The 15,747-nt window shown below is 60.0% G+C and carries 14 protein-coding genes; 7 read left to right on the top strand and 7 right to left on the bottom strand.

The window, feature by feature from the left end:
- The first annotated feature begins 176 nt into the window (after positions 1-176).
- The 4 genes from V3B41_RS14775 to V3B41_RS14760 all read left to right on the top strand — a co-directional run bounded on the left by V3B41_RS14775 (position 177) and on the right by V3B41_RS14760 (position 7,108).
- A complete protein-coding gene (locus tag V3B41_RS14775; protein WP_029379755.1) occupies positions 177-824 on the top strand; it encodes a CPBP family glutamic-type intramembrane protease in 648 nt (215 codons plus the stop codon).
- Positions 825-1,183: 359 nt separating this feature from the next.
- The gene (locus tag V3B41_RS14770; RefSeq protein ID WP_329861639.1) at positions 1,184-3,304 is read left to right on the top strand and encodes a peptidase domain-containing ABC transporter; all 2,121 of its coding nucleotides are present in this window, start codon (positions 1,184-1,186) and stop codon (positions 3,302-3,304) included.
- On the top strand, positions 3,301-4,545 hold the full coding sequence (locus tag V3B41_RS14765) for an HlyD family efflux transporter periplasmic adaptor subunit (protein ID WP_134959406.1): 1,245 nt from the start codon (positions 3,301-3,303) through the stop codon (positions 4,543-4,545). The genes V3B41_RS14770 and V3B41_RS14765 overlap by 4 nt, the downstream gene beginning before the upstream one ends.
- 1,117 nt (positions 4,546-5,662) lie before the next feature.
- Entirely contained in the window at positions 5,663-7,108 is a 1,446-nt protein-coding gene (locus tag V3B41_RS14760; RefSeq protein ID WP_285308899.1) for an AAA family ATPase, read from the top strand.
- A 145-nt stretch (positions 7,109-7,253) separates the two neighbouring features.
- On the opposite strand, the gene V3B41_RS14755 is transcribed toward V3B41_RS14760, so the two are convergent.
- The 3 genes from V3B41_RS14755 to V3B41_RS14745 all read right to left on the bottom strand — a co-directional run bounded on the left by V3B41_RS14755 (position 7,254) and on the right by V3B41_RS14745 (position 8,420).
- Positions 7,254-7,544, bottom strand: a complete 291-nt coding sequence (locus tag V3B41_RS14755) for a hypothetical protein (RefSeq protein ID WP_285308900.1) — start codon at positions 7,542-7,544, stop codon at positions 7,254-7,256.
- Between the two features lie 87 nt (positions 7,545-7,631).
- Positions 7,632-8,093 carry a hypothetical protein gene (locus tag V3B41_RS14750; protein ID WP_285308901.1) on the bottom strand — a complete coding sequence of 154 codons (462 nt, stop codon included), beginning with the start codon at positions 8,091-8,093 and terminating at the stop codon, positions 7,632-7,634.
- 3 nt (positions 8,094-8,096) lie between these two features.
- Complete coding sequence (locus V3B41_RS14745) at positions 8,097-8,420, bottom strand: hypothetical protein (protein WP_134959421.1); 324 nt, start codon at positions 8,418-8,420, stop codon at positions 8,097-8,099.
- A 110-nt stretch (positions 8,421-8,530) separates the two neighbouring features.
- On the opposite strand from V3B41_RS14745, the gene V3B41_RS14740 reads away from it, so the two are divergent.
- On the top strand, positions 8,531-8,869 hold the full coding sequence (locus V3B41_RS14740; protein ID WP_134959420.1) for a helix-turn-helix transcriptional regulator: 339 nt from the start codon (positions 8,531-8,533) through the stop codon (positions 8,867-8,869).
- Positions 8,870-8,889: 20 nt separating this feature from the next.
- Here the strand turns inward: V3B41_RS14740 and mobQ are convergent, their stop codons facing one another.
- The gene (mobQ, locus tag V3B41_RS14735; RefSeq protein ID WP_285308903.1) at positions 8,890-10,587 is read right to left on the bottom strand and encodes a MobQ family relaxase; all 1,698 of its coding nucleotides are present in this window, start codon (positions 10,585-10,587) and stop codon (positions 8,890-8,892) included.
- 383 nt (positions 10,588-10,970) lie between these two features.
- On the opposite strand from mobQ, the gene traD reads away from it, so the two are divergent.
- Together traD and V3B41_RS14725 are read left to right on the top strand one after the other, a co-directional pair.
- The gene (gene traD / locus V3B41_RS14730; protein ID WP_241873125.1) at positions 10,971-11,336 is read left to right on the top strand and encodes a conjugal transfer protein TraD; all 366 of its coding nucleotides are present in this window, start codon (positions 10,971-10,973) and stop codon (positions 11,334-11,336) included.
- 614 nt (positions 11,337-11,950) lie between these two features.
- Positions 11,951-12,172 (top strand): DUF2188 domain-containing protein, encoded by a 222-nt coding sequence (locus tag V3B41_RS14725; RefSeq protein ID WP_010481480.1) that lies wholly within the window; start codon positions 11,951-11,953, stop codon positions 12,170-12,172.
- A 374-nt stretch (positions 12,173-12,546) separates the two neighbouring features.
- Here V3B41_RS14725 and V3B41_RS14720 read toward each other — a convergent pair whose 3' ends face one another.
- From V3B41_RS14720 to V3B41_RS14710, 3 genes are read right to left on the bottom strand one after another with little or no spacing between them, the layout of a single operon-like run.
- On the bottom strand, positions 12,547-14,025 hold the full coding sequence (locus V3B41_RS14720; protein ID WP_049429904.1) for an acyl-CoA dehydrogenase family protein: 1,479 nt from the start codon (positions 14,023-14,025) through the stop codon (positions 12,547-12,549).
- Complete coding sequence (locus tag V3B41_RS14715) at positions 14,019-14,447, bottom strand: thioesterase family protein (protein WP_049429905.1); 429 nt, start codon at positions 14,445-14,447, stop codon at positions 14,019-14,021. Before V3B41_RS14715 ends, V3B41_RS14720 begins: the two co-directional genes overlap by 7 nt.
- A 27-nt stretch (positions 14,448-14,474) precedes the next feature.
- A complete protein-coding gene (locus tag V3B41_RS14710) occupies positions 14,475-15,686 on the bottom strand; it encodes a YbfB/YjiJ family MFS transporter (RefSeq protein WP_329861607.1) in 1,212 nt (403 codons plus the stop codon).
- Between the last annotated feature and the right edge of the window lie 61 nt (positions 15,687-15,747).

Genomic DNA, 15,747 nt, shown 5'->3' with positions numbered 1-15,747 from the left:
GGAATCGGCGCTGCTGGTCTAATCTACCATCACCTCATGGCTCAATGATCCAGAATGCCTGATCGGGCGCCAGCGTGAATACGAGGCGGAACCTCTGAGGCACAATTCAGGATGATGTAGGCGCGTTAGCTAAGGCCCAGGCCCAATTCCGGGCCTGGGCCCTCGGGAGAAAGTTCTTGCTCAGGAGAATCGCGCACTGGAGGCCTCGCCCCATAGCGGAGAACAAGATATTCGTAGCTGCAATTGCAACTGTGGGCGCCGGTGCGGCACTTGGAGTTCTGAAATACTTCGACGTTTTTGGATCAAGAGCGATCGTCGAACTTCTCGCCTTCGCGGTTTGTGTCTGGCTACTTCCCAATGAACCCAGGAGAGAGTGGACTTTCCGGCTTGGCGCTGCCTTGGTTGCCATTGGGATCGCTGGAGGCGCGATTTGGGTTTACGTCGTTGGAATCCCTGCAATACCGCACACAAAATTCATCCCCTTTAGCGAAATTCCAATCAATTTCTATGTTCTTGGCTTGATTTCGACCTGCATCATCGGACCTCTTTTCGAGGAGAAGGTAGTGAGACACCTGCTCTTTGATGGCGTATCTCACTACTTCGGGCGCGTATTGGGAGCCATCGTGGTTAGCGCGGCATTTGCTGCGGTTCACGTCGACGCCGTTATCTCGTCATTCCTATTTTCGATACTGCTATGCATTTTGGCCTATCCATTCAACCTGAGCACAACCCAGCTGGCGACAGTCCACGGCACAATAAATCTCACAATAACGCAGTGGGTCATATTCTACCCGACGCTCAGGGACTACGGAATTCAGTCGTGAACACCAGCGGACCTTCCCATGCAGCGCCGTGCGTTCAAGCCAGCGACTCGCGCAGGCAAGCACGAATGTCAACCCGGAGGAGCCTTTGATTCAAATGACCAAGCACAGTGACGCAAATATCCTTGCTTTCGCTCTTGTAGCAGCCTTTGCTTTTTTTGTGGCTGGCTACCACGGCGGGAAATACCTCGCAAAGCAAGAAAATTCTGATAAGCGATCGGGACAGTCTCAATAGTTTGAATTCACGATTAAAGGGGCGGGGTGTTCTACCCCGCCCTTCTCGCATTACGCGCAATTCTGCAGAGCTTTCAGCAACTACCCTGTTCAATTCGCCATTTCTATCGATAGAGAGATGTGATCTTATTGACGCCGTGATTCAATCCGAGGCAGCGGAGTGCGGCCTTGCATGCCTGGCCATGGTTGCGTCGCATCATGGCAACAACATTGGACTGCGGGAACTCCGTCGTCGCCATGCCCTTTCGCTTAAAGGCGCGACGCTTGCTCAGATCATTGAAACTGGAGGCGCGCTCGGCTTTCGCTGCCGCCCCCTGCGCTTGGACTTGGAGCATCTGAGCCAACTTCAACTGCCCTGCATTGCGCACTGGGACCTCAACCACTTCGTTGTGATCAGCAAGGTCCGTCGCAATGGCGTGACCGTTCTGGATCCGGCCTTTGGCAAACGCAGGCTTTCTCTGGATGAGGTCTCGCGCCACTTCACCGGAATTGCGCTGGAGTTGCATCCAACTGCGGAGTTCCGGGCTACTCCTCGCCCACCGGCCGTCTCGCTCGCGCAGCTGACAGGAAAGATCGATGGGCTTTGGAAAGCGCTTGCCCTGCTGCTGCTTCTGTCCGTTGCTCTTCAGGTGTTCGTCCTGATAGCGCCATTCTTCATGCAATGGACCGTGGATCAAGCCCTCATTGCCCATGACAAGGACTTGCTGACCGTGCTGGGCACCGGGTTTGCCCTGGCACTGCTGCTGCAGGTCTGTATTGGGCAGATCCGAGGCCGAGCAGTCATCTACCTATCAAATCGGCTCAATCTGCAATGGACCGGCAACGTCTTCCGGCACCTGTTGCGTTTGCCCCTGGACTTCTTTGAGAAGCGCCATCTGGGTGATGTCACCTCACGGATGTCGAGCGTCCAGGCCATACAACGAACGCTGACAACCAGTTTCGTCGAAGCGTTCGTTGATGGCCTCATGGCGGTGGTGACGCTGGGAATGATGCTGCTCTACAACTGGAAGTTGGCGCTGGTCACATTGCTTGCAGTTGCTCTGTATGCAATCGCGCGTGCTTGTGCCTTTGCGCCTTTCCGAAGAGGAACAGAAAAACAGTTGATCGCAGGGGCACGGCAGGAGAGCCACCTGCTTGAGTCCATTCGTGGAGTTCAGTCGGTGAAAGTTGCCGGTCGGGATTCCGTTCGCCAAGCCGGCTACTTCAATCTCATGAATGAAACGGTCAATCACGACATTTGGCTAGCAAAGTTTGGGCTGAGCTTCGGCGGGGCCAATCAGTTGCTGTTTGGACTGGAGCGCATTGCGGTAATTTGGCTGGGAGCACTGCTGGCGATGGAGAACGTCTTCTCCGTCGGTATGCTGATTGCCTACCTCGCCTACAAGGACCAGTTTTCACAGAGGATAGGAACCTTGATCGACAAGTGGGTGGAGTTCCGCATGCTCCGCCTGCATGGCGAGCGGCTCTCCGACATTGTTCTTGCCGAACCAGAGTCCCTCCCTTCAAACGCAAGTGACCTGCTGCCGGACGGCATCCGAATTGAGGTCGAAGGGCTTGGATTCCGCTACGCCCCCGGAGAGCCCTGGGTGCTGAGGAACTGTAGTTTTGTAGTGGATCCTGGTGAGTCAGTCGCCATCATCGGTCCATCTGGCTGCGGAAAGACCACGCTGATCAAGATTCTCCTCGGCCTTCTTCAGCCGACGGAAGGTGAGATCCGCATCGGAGGCGTGACCTTGTCAAAGGTCAGCGTAAGCGAGTATCGCCGCATGATCGGCGCGGTGATGCAGGATGACCAGCTCTTCGCGGGAAGTGTCAGCGAGAACATCGCCTTCGAAGACGATCACCACGATGAAGCCAGGGTGCGTGAAGCCGCAGAGTTGGCCGCCGTGCATGACGACATCGCAGCGATGCCCATGGGCTACAACAGCCTGATCGGCGACATGGGGACGACCCTCTCTGGCGGTCAGAAGCAGCGGGTGATCCTCGCACGCGCCCTGTATCGCAAGCCCCAGTTGCTCTTCCTGGACGAGGCAACCAGCCATCTGGATGTTGCGCGGGAAAGGCTGGTGAATGAAGCCGTCCGACAGCTCGAACTGACCCGGGTGATCATCGCCCATCGCCCAGAGACCATCGCCAGTGCAGACCGGGTGCTGATCATGCACGCGGGCGCGGTAGCGCGCGAGTTGGTGCAGAACGCATCAAGCTCCGCGAAAGCCGCACGGGACGGCCTTGAGGAGGTCCTCGCATGAGCCGCCTCTTCCGCAAGGAAGCCATCGATGCCCAGCGACGAAGCTGGCTCGGTGGAGTGTCCCTGGCGCAACCGCTCCGTTTCTGGATTCTTGCGGTGTTCGCAGCGATGGCTGCCTCGGCCATCGTCGGCTTCCTCTACCTGGGCGAGTATTCACGCAGATCCAGGGTTATGGGCGAGCTTGTGCCTGATCTCGGGCTTTCCACCGTGGTCGCTCCGTCGGCTGGCGTGGTTGCGAGACTGGATGTCGAAGAAGGCGACCACGTCCGGCGCCAGGACGGGCTGCTGACGATCAACGTGCCGCGGGTCACCTCCTCAGGGCAGGATGCCGTGTCCACGTTGCTTGACGCACAGCGCTCCCGTATGACCAGTGTGGAGGCGATGAGCGAGTTCCAGGACAGGCAGCTCGCGGCACAACAGGAGGGAGCCAAGGCCCAACGCTCGGCGATGCTGCGCGAGCTTTCGCAGATTGAGGCAGAGATCCACACCCGCGGCGAGCAGGTGCGAATTGGTCGCGAGACCCTCGCCCGATTTCGGAGCGTCGAAGATGAGCGCTACGTAAGCCTGGTTCAGATCAACCAACAAGAGCAATCGATACTCGAGGCGGTCAACGCGCAACAGGCACTTCAACGCCAAGCGACCTCGATTCGCCGGAGCCTGGCCGAACTGGAACAGCGGCTCGCAGAAATTCCGCATCAGAGGCTCTCGGCCAAGGCGGCCTCTGAACGTGATCTGGCTGCACTGAGCCAGGAGACCGTTCGGATGGAGGCTGACGGAGAGTTGTTGCTTCGCGCACCGGTTACTGGATTGGTGGCAAATCGTCTGGTTGAGGCTGGCCAAGCGGTGCAGCCGGGCCAGCCCATTCTCAGCCTGCTCCCCCAGGGGTCCGAGCTCCGGGCACAGCTGTTGGTGCCCAGTTCGGCCATTGGGTTCGTCAAATCGGGCGACAGAGTTCTCCTGCGCTATCAAGCCTATCCTTACCAGAAGTTCGGAGCCCACGAAGGAACGGTCATCCGCATCTCTCGCAGCGCGTTGACGGGAGCCCAGGAGGGCAGCGATGCAAAGCAGTCCCTGTATCGAGTTCTGGTCTCGTTGGACCAACAGGGAGTGCTGGCATACGGGAAGATAGAGACGCTCCGCCCGGGCATGCAGCTTGAAGCCGATATCATGGGCGAGCGTCGCAAGCTCTACGAATGGCTGTTGGAGCCCCTCTACTCCGTGACTGGAAAACTGGGAGGCTAGTAGCGGGTGCTAGCGATGCTGTCCCGAAAGTCAAAGTCGTTTGTCACCGGAAGAGAAGCGGATAGACGACAACTGCGGTGCCAGCAGCGCTGGTCAGCACGCCCAGCAGTTCGGCCTGCGCCGTAGCCGGCGGCGTTGAGCAAGCAGTTGGCGGCTTGGGTCAGGCGGCGTTGGTCGGCGGTCGTCATGCCCAGTGTTCAGCGCATTTTCGCCGATGTGCAAGGGCAAGCTGCGCAAAATTTTTCGCCGGATCTGCTTATCCAAAACAGGAAAAGCGTGCAGAAGTTTTCCCTTAAGCTCTAATAGCTTTGCCAAAGCCCCCCTGCTTTGCCCTTCGGCTGTCGGGTCCCCTCCGGGTCCCCTCCAGCCGAAGGGCAAAGTCTCCCCATACCCCGCTGACTAAAGCGGTGGGGTGACTTGGCCTCTGCGTCGGTCCCGTGGCGGCGACCCCAGCACTTCAGGGCGCGGTGATTCCCTAATCTGCACCGCTTCGACAGGTTCACGCGATTAGTCGCGCCGGGTCCGGGTCCTGTCACCCCCATGCGAGGGCGTCTCTCCGGTGTTGCTTTACTTTTCCCGTGCCCAAGCGCGTTTTTCCTGGGGCTTCTCCTAGCAACGAACCATGGTAACGGGACCGCGAATGGGAGACGCTGCTGGGGCCAGATTGAGCACTCCCCAGTTACCATCGACATCTGCGTTACCTGGCTGGCGCGAGTTGCCAGGCCATACCGCGCCCTATGTCCCCTCGCTTTAAAACCGGTGCACGCTGGTGATGGTCAGTCCAAGCCCGCACTGGGCTCCCAGGATTGCGTTGTGCACCGCCGGTCACTCCACCGGCACCGTGATACGGCTACCAACGGCCTTTGAGCTGGACTGACAGGGAGGAGAGGAAGAGAGGGAGGCTTGCGGTCCATCCGAGGCTTGCTAATGTGTGCTCAAGGGGCACTGCCTGGGCATGTCGTAGCTGTCACTACCTTGCTCGCCTCCGGGTCGTCCAACCCGGGGGCCATGAACTCAAAGTAGAGCGCCCTGGGGCTTTGTCAAGTCTAGGGCGCTTTCATTTGCAAACGCGTGCCGTGTTGTGCATCAATCTACAAAGCATCCAAAGGGGGACTCAATGAATTACGGAGAAATTCAGCGCATTCGAGAGCAATTTCAAGGGGGTCTATGGCCTCAATTTTTGGATCGTGTCGATATCAAGGGACTACGAGGTTGGCAAGGGCAGTCCGTTCATTTCAAATTCCCAGTAGCAGCGATTGTTGGGGAAAATGGAGCGGGTAAAAGCACCGTCCTAAAAGTTGCTGCGGCCGCATACGAGAAAACGAAAGTCTCTGGATACTATCCGTCTGACTTCTTCTTGGATACACACTGGGATACTCTAAGTGATGTTGAGTTGGGCTATGCCATTAAGCTGGGAGAAAACACCGTAGGCTTCAAAATTAGGAAGCCGACTAAGCGCTGGAGCTTTCCCGAAAAGCGTTACTCGCGTCGCATATATTGGTTTGACGTGGCAAGGACGCTGCCGCTTGACGCAACTGCTGGTTACGCAAAGGTAGCTCGACTCGCTGCCGGCGAGATAGCGACAGAGGAACTAACAGAGGAGTATCGCGGGAAACTATCCTACATTTTGGGGCGGGAGTATCAGGGGGCACGTTTCGCTACGCCTGACGTCAATGAGAAGCGCGCCGTGGGTCTACTGAGGCGCGAATTTGGAGAAATTTCTCAGTTCCATCAAGGTGCGGGCGAAGATACATCGTTGGATTTGATGAGAGCTCTCCAAGAGGTTCCTCAGAATTCTCTCATCATAGTTGATGAAGTGGAAGCATCCCTTCATCCCAAAGCGCAGCGCAGGTTAATTAACTTCCTTATTGAGCTGAGTCGCCTGAGGCGCGCACAAGTGATTGTATCGACCCATAGTCCCTACATACTGGAAGAGTTGCCGCCTGAAGCACGTATTTTGCTTTTGCCCACTCCGGCTGGACCAAGCGTGGTCTATGGGGCTAGCCCGGAGTTCTCTTTGACTAAGCTTGACGACGTCGCGCACCCGGAAGCCTTCATCTACGTTGAGGACGGATTCGCAGAAATATGGGTCAGAGAGATTGTTGCATCACATGTGGAAGGTGGCGACCTCCTTTCCCATATTAAGATTTCTGCTGTCGGCCCTGCAAATGTAGTTACCATGATGGGTAAATTGGCTTCGGAGGGCAAGTTGCCGCAGCCAGGACTGGGAATTCTCGACGGAGATCAAGAGTTGAGACCTGGGTGTGTGAAGCTCCCTGGTGAGAAAGCGCCAGAGCAAGTGGTCTTTGAGGGTTTGCGCGAGAAAAATTGGGGCCTTCTACATGAGCGCTTTGGAATTGGCGCAGGAAGCCTCCATGCCTATCTTGAAGACGCCATGCTTAACCCACATTTCCATGCGTGGCCGGAACTTGTTGGCGACAAAATACTGAAAAGCAAGACCAATGTATGGGAAACCATGGCGACGGAATGGTGCAGGCACTGCCTCCTAGATGATGTTCGTGACCAAATTGTCAAGGCGATCAAGGAAACCCTTCCGCACTGATTTGAGTTGCGCATCAATAATTTCTTTGTGTGGGCGCTGAATCATCTTTATCGGTGCTGTGCCCCCACGAGCTTCTCCTTCATGCATGGAGGAGAAGCCCCGGAAATGCCTCGAATCCGGGGCTCCATTCTAGATTTTAATAGCTCTAGAACTCCGGCATCTCGGTGATATTGAATCCCCTTTCATTGTGGGTGATGCGGAGTATGAATTCAATTCTTTCGCCAAGTTTTATTTTGTCTTTATTCAACGTTCCAGAGAATACATCGTGTCCTTCTATCAGGAGCTTCACGACTTCTTCGGATTTTGTGGCACCCAATCGCTTCCATCGCCACTCTTTCTTATCCTCATTGAAATAGTGTTTCCAGATAAGAAGTTCCGAGACCCGGTCATCATCCGGATTTTCACGTCTCACGGCTGTAACGCAGAATTTAGTCATGCTTGCCCCCTGTCATGGTTTGGTGCGCCAGAAGAGTCCGCGCCCTATATAGATCAGGTTGCCGGTGCGAGTTTCAAGTCCAGCGTCCTAGGCAGATGTTGAGCGCACAAGGAAGAACGCAGCACCACCTAGTATGGGCAGCACGACGTGCGCAGGAGCCAGCGTCATGCTCGCAAGTGCCGCCAGGCCTCTCACGAGGTCTGCATCGGGAAACACATCAGCGAAGCCACTGACTAGGAACACCAGCATGTGGACGGCAATGACCCCGGCCCAAGTCCAAAGGAAGCCCCGCCAGAAGCCCCCGCGCGGGAGGTTTTGTTCTGCGAAATGGGGAAAAGGCTGGCGGTTGATACACGCCCGTCGTCGGTTGGCTCGATGGGTGATCCAGAAAAGGAAGCCCAGCACCAGCCAGGTGCCAATGCCTGCCAAGACCACCAGCCACCCAAATGAGCTTCCGTTCTGGAGCATCTCCAAGCCGCCACCGACGAAGACGAGACCGGCTCCCCCGAGAAGAACCGACGCGCAGCCCACGTTCGCGTAGGAGTTCATCGGTCAGGGCCTGTGTGCCGTCCAGTTGCCGTTGGCCTTGCTGAAACGAACGGGCTCCACGATAGGGCGCACCAGTTCGGCGCCTGACACATTGAGGACCACCTCTCCGCCAAGGTCACAAACAACCCCATCGGCCGGGGCGGCGTCTCGGCAGTCCGAAAGCTGGAAGTCCCGATAGCCGGTCACGGTCATCGATCCGCTGGAAACCTGGGTGAAGGTGGTCCCGATGGCGGCCTGGGCTTCTTCAACGGACGGTTGATTGCTGCTGCATCCAGAAAGGCTCACAGCGGCAATCACCGATGCGAGCACGGTGCAAACGGTCTTCATGATCAATTCCTTGGCTGTCCGCCGGATGGCGGCATCTGCCATATTGGCAGATGCGTGCCTTATCATGCCAGTCCGTGCAGACTAAGGAGCTGATCCATTGCCCGTCCCCTATGCCCGCTCCGTTGCCCGCAATCTCTGTCTTCGGCCTGCGCCTTCGTGCAGCGCGTCAGGCCGCCGGGTTGTCGCAGGTCGAACTGGGGGCGCTGATCGGCATGAGTGAGAAATCGGCTTCGTCGCGCCTGTCCCGCTACGAACGTGGGGAGCGAGAGCCCGACGGCGAAACCCTGGAAGCCCTAAGCAAGGCGCTTGGCGTGCCGCCAGCCTACTTTCACGCCAGCTCGGATGTGTTGGCGGAAGTCATCCTATTGGTGGCCCGACTGCCCGTTGAGCGGCAGAAGGAGGTGTTGGGCCTCATCAAGGGATACACGGGCGACAGCGTCACACCCTGACAGGACCTGCACTTGCGTTCTTAACGCGGTTCCGACCGTCGAAACCGCGGGGGCTCCAACCGCGGAGGCAGAAAACCGGTGCCCGCCCCAGGCTGCTTGCTGGGTGATCGCTTAATTGTGGGCGACGGGGCCGCAGGCGGCCACTGATCGGGGAACCGGAATTCCTCGGTCGGGTGCGAATTCTGGAACGCCTGGACCAACCGCTGGCGTTGCCGCTCGGCTTCCTTGGTAGCCGTTTCCAGGGAAGCCAGGGCGAGTCGCTCGGACTGCTTGGCCACGGCCACTTGGTCTTCGGAGAGCTTGGCTGCGTCCTGCAGGTCCCGAAGGGACTTGGGCGTCCAACCCAGGCGGTCGGCCAGCTTGCCGGCGCCCTTCAATCCCGCCTGGCCTTTGTCCCGATAATGGCGCGCATCGTGCCTATCGCGTCGGGCCTGTTTGACCTCGGCGGTGGCTTGGTCCCGCAACACGGTGGCAACCTGGGCTTCGCCTTCCGCGTGGAGGTAGTCTCGGGCCAGAGCGCGGGGCAGCGGGTCGGCGTGGTGCTGCCCCCAGGCCAATGCCTTGTTCAGGAGGTCAGCCAAATCCTTTTCCAGGGTGGCCAGCCAGGCGTTGGCCACGCGCGCCACCTGCTCGCTTTCCTTGGAACCGTTGCCGATCACTCTCGTGTGGACTTGCGGAGCCAGCCGGGGCGCTGCCCCTCCCACCCGATGACCGGCCACCTTGGTGGCGCGCTGGGCCTTGGACGACCCGATCTGGTGGGAAGCCGGCCGTTTCGCAGGTGGCGGGACATCAATCTTTGGTGGGACGGCGGGAATGGTCTGGGCCAGTTTGGCCCGGCCTGCCTCGCTGCGTTCCAAAAGGGCGCGGGCATGCAAAGCCTGCTCGTCCACCTGCTGAAGCCGCCCATCGGCGGAGGCCTGGGCTTTGAGTTCACGAAAGCGATCGGCCTGGGCTTGGGCCTGCTGGGCGTTCTCGGTGCGCACCCGCTGGACACGTTCGGCGCGGGGGCTGCGTTTGCCCCGACGGGCGGTGGCGGTCGCCGTGCGGCCCACCTTGGGTTCCGGTTGGCGGTCCAACTCGGCGGCCCGAGCAAAGTCCCCGGCGTTGGCCGCCGCCACTTGCTGGTCCAGCAAGCTGCGGTGGTCCACGCGTGCGAACAAGCCTGCACGTTCCAGGTGCTGGTTGATGGTACTCGCCACTTTTGCACGAACTTCTTCCACCGCGCCGGTCTTGCGGTCGTCCAGTTCACGGGTTTTCGCGCCCAGTCCGGTGGGCTCCATGCGCCGGGTAGTTGCCAGGATGTGCACGTGGTGGTTGCGCTCGTCGGCGTTCTTGTCCGGCGCGTGGATGGCGAACATCGCCGCAAAGCCGAACCGCTTCACAAGGTCGGTGGTGAGGTCGCGGGCCAGGTCGGCGCGCTGGTCGTCGGTCAGCTCGTGCGGCAGCGACACCAGAAACTCCCGCGCTACCACGCTATTCTTGCGCGTCTCGGCGGCTTCGGCCGCGTTCCAGAGTTGGGCCGGATCGCGGGCCCACTCGGGGGAGCCTGCTGGGGCCAGAATGCCCGAGGCGACCACACCGTTCTTGCGCGTGTAGTCGTGCCGCTCCCCCGTGCGCAGGTCAGTGAGATCCAAGCCCGCGCGATAGGCCGCACCGGCCACGGCGCTGGCGCCCTGGCTTCGACTGACGGTTTTGATTTCGCAACGGTAAATGGCCACGCGGTCCCCAGGCTTTGGAAGGCCCGCCAGTCCCCACTTGTGGGGGCGTCCGGCGGAAGGGGGCAGCGAGTGCGTAAGCGCTCGCGGGGTGTCGGGGGCGAAGCCCCTGACCGCGGGCAAACTCGAAGAGTTTGCATAACCGCGCTCTTGTCGTTTTCCTCGGGCGCTTCGCACCCTTTGAAAACCACTTGAGAACCGGGCTGCTCGCTGCGCTCGCTGGCCCCTGTATCCAGCGTCCCATGCACGCAAAAACTGTCAACTTTTTAGCCAAAAGCAAAAGCGGCGCTCGCTGCTCGCTCGCGCCAGGGAATGGGGCGTTGCCCCCTTGCCTTCGGCCAATTTTCTGGTTGCATGGTTTATCTGGGGCTGGTTGCAGGTGTGTTGTGGCGGACGTTGAAAGACAAAAACTAAAACTATCGAAACTGTTGGACGTGGCCGCCAAAGAGCATGCCAAGCTCATGGTGGCCGAGAAGCAACAGAAAGCACGGGAGGCCCGCCAAGCGGCCCGGGAGAAAGCCAAGGAGCGCGCCAAGCTGTTCCGCAGCGCCGATGCTCATCGAAAAATCGTGCTGGGCGGACTGGTTATCGCTGCTGGCGTGGACAGTTGGGATCCGGCAGAAGTTGTCGGAGGATTGTTGGTTGTAAGCGAGCAGCTGTTGCTACAACCGAACCGACGCAATGCTCTGCGCGAAAAAGGCATCGCCCATTTGGAGGCGAGGGCTGCTACTCGAAGGTCAGGACAATCATGACTTGGACGCCATTACACGAGGCCGTGGTCATGGGCGATGTTGCCGCGCTCAACGCTGCACTGGCCGCGACCATCTTCCCTGACCCGCGCGACCGCCACGGTCAGACACCGCTTCACTTCGCCGCCCATCTGGGAAACGTTGAGGCAGTGTCCGCGCTGTTGCTGGCTGGTGCTTCCCCGAATGCACGCGATCGCCATGCCCAGACCCCGCTTCACTTGGCAGCACGCTCAGATCACTTTGGGTCTTCCGGACCCGCCGCGGCGGCTCTGGCTGCGCTGGCCGATGGGCGCCCCTGGACGTCCGTTCACGCCACTAGGTTCCTGGAGGCGTGGGAACGGCGTGACCCTGCCGCCACGTGTGCGACGCTCCTTACCGCAGGCGCTGAGCCAAACGCCCCGAATTGCCGACACGAGACGCCGTTCGGTCTGGCTTATCCGCGAGCTTTGACGGCTTTCCTCTCAGCGTGAATTGAGACGCGTTTGCGACATCCGCGGCTGCGGAGTGAATTAGCGTGTTCTTTTTGTGAATTAACTATATCTGGTGTTGATTTTGTAATTTTTACCCAAGATCATGGGTTTGGGCGGTCGTCGCCCAAAACCATTGTCGAGGTCGAAATGGGCAAGAATCAGCACGTGGTGAAGCGGCCGGATGGCTGGGCGGTGCGTGGCGAAGGCAACTCGCGCGATACCTCTCATCACCGGACCCAGGAAGAGGCAAGGCAGCATGCGCGTGAGATTGCCATCAACCAGCGCAGCGAAGTGGTGATCCACGACCGTCAGGGCCTTATCCGGGACAAGGACAGTTACGGGAACGACCCAAATCCTCCCAAGGGTTGATCAACAAGGCCGCCGTTTGGCGGCCTTGTCTTTTGCTGGAGCTTGGGTTACCGACGGGGCAATGCGCACTCGAGCCATCCCCACCAGTGGGAGCAAGTGGACGCATTGCCCTGCTGGTTGCTGGCCCTTCTGCAAGCCTGTTAGGCTTCCAGGTATCGTTTGAGGTATCGTTTTTCAGTCGAATGTTCCGGACATTTTTCTTATGGAACAGTCGGTTAAGCGGATTTGGGTTCGATTCCCATCGCCCGCTCCACCCTGCGGTCTGGGCCAGTATCAGATGCTCCGGGTTTCCGCACAGCCCTGTGGTTCAACCTGCAGTTTCCACGTTGCTGCGCCACGCGGTCCTGCCACAGCTGCCGTTGATCGACGCTGCTTCATGCGCATGCGTCGCTCTGCACGTAATCGAGCTCTTCCCGCAGCGCATTGAGATTGAGCATCAGCAGTTTTGACGCCTGTCGAATGTCGCGACGGTCGTAGCGTGCCTGTGACTCGTGGTCGCGCGCCACCAGACCCGCTCCGGGCATCTGGTGCAGGCGCTGTGCGCGGCGCACCAGGCAGTCCAGTCCGAAGATCCGCGACAGCATCCGCCCCAGAACAACCCGGCCTGCCTGGTTGAGGTTCTGCGTATCGATGTCGTAGAACTGGGGTGCCTGAGCCGCAGCGAAGCGGCTGTAGGGGTTGGCCTGCAGGACGTCGCGCAGATTCGCGAACCCGCCAACATGCATCTCATGCAGGGCAATGTCGGCCAGGTGTTGGCACAGCAGATCATTGGTTCCATCGAAGATCGTGTACACCCGTGCATCCAGCAGGGCGTGTGCAGCGATGTTGTCCGCACCGGTGCGGTAGCCTTCTCCGCCGCACAGCTGTTGGTAGTCGATGGCGGAATCCAGCATCAGTTCCGACGACAGCACCTTGGTGGCCAGGGAGGCGAACATGCTGCCGGAGATATCGCAGGTGTAGTCTTCTTCAAGCAGAAGATGGTGGTAAAGCGCGTTGCAGATCACGTAGTGGTTGCGGATGCGCGACACTTTGTAGCGCACGTATTCGATGTCATACAGGGAGCCTTCGCCGATCTGTCGGTTCTGCGTCTGCGACAGCGCTTCCCGGTAGAGACGGCGCAGAAAGCCGCTGGACATGGCCGCCTTGCTGAACCTCGACGCGCACAGGATCTCGGCTGTATCGCCCAGTCCCGTGCGACGCTTGTCGAGCCGCCGATGGGGGGCGACCCGGATGTCGATTTCGTTCAGCCCGTACCCCAGGTTCTTCAGGCCCAGGCTGTCGTAAACCTCGGTGGTAACGAAGCCACCGTCCGAGCGCCGGTGCACGAAGTAGCCGAATTGCTTTCCGGCGTACTGGCGGGCGCACACGATCCACCAGTCGGCCTGTGCGCTGAAGGCCTGCCAATGCTTGCTGCCCCGCACGTAGTAGCTGCCATCCTGTTCTTCATAGGTAGTCTTCATGCGCGACAGGCTCGAGCCATGCTCCGGCTCGGTGAAGGCGATGCCGCCGATCACGGGGTTTTCGAGGAAGTCCTCGAAGACCTCCGCCTGCAGCCGGGACGATCCGCTGAGCGCTACGTTGCGCAGGAAAAGCACGGTTACGATCATCGTGTACATGCCCAGCGGCAGGTTGTACTCCGACATCATTTCAATCACTTCGCACATTTCGCGGTGGTTGTGCCGCCCCTCGTGCGACACCGGAATAGCGGGCAGGCAGATGCCCTCGTCCATCAGTTGCGCCCAGCGCTCCTTGGGCAGCGGCTCCTGCGGCAGCGCATTGCTGTCGAACACGGGCAGCAAGTTCTGGATCTGCCGCAGGAAGCTCTCGGTGTCGCGGTGGGTCTTGTTCAGCATGATGGTTCCTTCATCGCAAGTGATTGGGCGTACTCCTCGGTGAAGAAGATCGACAGGGCGCGCCGTCGCGTGCCGTCGATCTCCTGCGTAGCGTTGGCGGCGTAGTCGAAATGGACCATCACGCAGCGTCCGCTGGCGACCTGCTGGCCGCATTGGAAGGCGTTCTGCACGATGGACAGGGACGACCGGCCGATCGCATCAATGCGGGTGTCGATCTCGACGTCGTGCTCTGCGCGGATCTGTTTCAGGAAGTCGACCTCATAACGGCGCAGGATCAGACTGAGATCGCGCATGTTTCCGGTTTGGCTGAAATGCAGGAAGATCGGAAGGCGGCCATGCTCGAACCACACCGGCAGCGCGGTGTTGGTGACATGCCCGAGCACATCGACTTCGGAAAATCGCGGAGAGATGACAATGCGCACACGGAGCTCCTTGGAGGCTGGTGAGGTTCATCCGGCGCCGCGCGGGGCGCGTGCCGCCCACGGCAGGGCGACGGCGGCGACATGCAGCGCGGCACTGAGCCATAGCGCTCCATCCAGACCGGTACGATCGGCCACTGCGCCGGCGGCCACCGGACCGATGGCCTGGCCGGCGGCGAAGGCGAGGTTGAACAGAGCCATCGCGCGGCCTATGCGCGCTGCGGGCAGGTTCTGCCGGACAAGGACCGCGATGGCGGCTGCAGCGATGAAGACGCTTGAGCCGAACACCGCAGCGGAAACAAACAGGCCCGTCGTGCCGCCCAGCAACGGTGCCAGCGTGCCCAGCAGTGACACCGCGCAGCACGCTGACAGCACGTGCGCGCCAGGCCATGCACCCAGCGCGCGCCGCCAGAGCATTCCCGAACACAGGATTGCGATGCCCAGCACCGTCCACACGGCGATGCCCTGCTGCCAGGACAGTCCGTGGTCGCGCAGCCACGCAAAAATGAAAGTGAGATAGATGATGTAGCCACCGGCCCAGCAGAAGTAGGCTGCCAGGCAGGCACCCAGGTGCCGAAGTTGCAGCGGCGCATGGTCGTGGGCTTCAGTGACGGCGGTTGATTCCTGTATCCGGCCGGCCAGTGTCATTGGCCATATCGAGGCGAGAAGCCCAACGGCCCCCAGCACCAGCCACGCCGTTGGCCAGGTTGCGGCCCCATGGATGGCCAGCAGCGGCGCCACGGCCAGGCCGGCGGCAATGATCCCGATGCCGGCGCCGCCGAAGAACAGACCTGTTGCCGCTCCGCGACGGTTGGGTGCATGCCGGTAGTGCAGCAGCACGAGCGTGCTGCCGCAGGCCGAGACCCAGGCAGCGCCAACGCCGTTGAGCACGCGTTGGGTGCTCAGCCAGGGCAGGGCACCGCTGGCGCCGGTCACGGCGAGAGTGAACACGCACAGCCCCAGGCCTGCCTGGAACAAGCGGCGTGCGCTGACCCGGTGCAGAAGCGCATAGGCGGTGCCTGCTCCAAGCACATAGCCGAGCGCATTTGCCGTGTTGAGCCAACCCGCCTGCGCATAGGTCCATTGCAGATCCTCGCGCATGGCGGGAAGCAGCAGTGCGTAGGCAAATCGCCCCAGGCCGTTGGCAACCGCCATCGACAGGCACAGGGCGAAGGCTGGCCACAGTGATGGCAGTACTGCAGGCGAGCCCATCAACACCGTGCTGCGTGGCTCTGTCTGCATTGCTCAAGCCTCCGATGTGATGACCGCGTGACTTATTAAAGCGTTGCTGGTCTACACTGCG

The organism is Stenotrophomonas sp. SMYL89, from assembly GCF_036319985.1.
GTDB classification, from domain to species: domain Bacteria; phylum Pseudomonadota; class Gammaproteobacteria; order Xanthomonadales; family Xanthomonadaceae; genus Stenotrophomonas; species Stenotrophomonas maltophilia_Q.
This window is presented reverse-complemented; position numbering and strand designations above follow the sequence as displayed.

Excerpts from the sequence above, each read along its gene's own strand:
- V3B41_RS14765 (WP_134959406.1), top strand. The coding sequence starts at position 3,301 with ATGAGCCGCCTCTTCCGCAAGGAAGCCATCGATGCCCAGCGACGAAGC.
- V3B41_RS14760 (WP_285308899.1), top strand. The coding sequence starts at position 5,663 with ATGAATTACGGAGAAATTCAGCGCATTCGAGAGCAATTTCAAGGGGGT.
- V3B41_RS14755 (WP_285308900.1), bottom strand. The coding sequence starts at position 7,544 with ATGACTAAATTCTGCGTTACAGCCGTGAGACGTGAAAATCCGGATGAT.
- V3B41_RS14750 (WP_285308901.1), bottom strand. The coding sequence starts at position 8,093 with ATGAACTCCTACGCGAACGTGGGCTGCGCGTCGGTTCTTCTCGGGGGA.
- V3B41_RS14745 (WP_134959421.1), bottom strand. The coding sequence starts at position 8,420 with ATGAAGACCGTTTGCACCGTGCTCGCATCGGTGATTGCCGCTGTGAGC.
- V3B41_RS14740 (WP_134959420.1), top strand. The coding sequence starts at position 8,531 with ATGCCCGCTCCGTTGCCCGCAATCTCTGTCTTCGGCCTGCGCCTTCGT.
- V3B41_RS14725 (WP_010481480.1), top strand. The coding sequence starts at position 11,951 with ATGGGCAAGAATCAGCACGTGGTGAAGCGGCCGGATGGCTGGGCGGTG.
- V3B41_RS14720 (WP_049429904.1), bottom strand. The coding sequence starts at position 14,025 with ATGCTGAACAAGACCCACCGCGACACCGAGAGCTTCCTGCGGCAGATC.
- V3B41_RS14710 (WP_329861607.1), bottom strand. The coding sequence starts at position 15,686 with ATGCAGACAGAGCCACGCAGCACGGTGTTGATGGGCTCGCCTGCAGTA.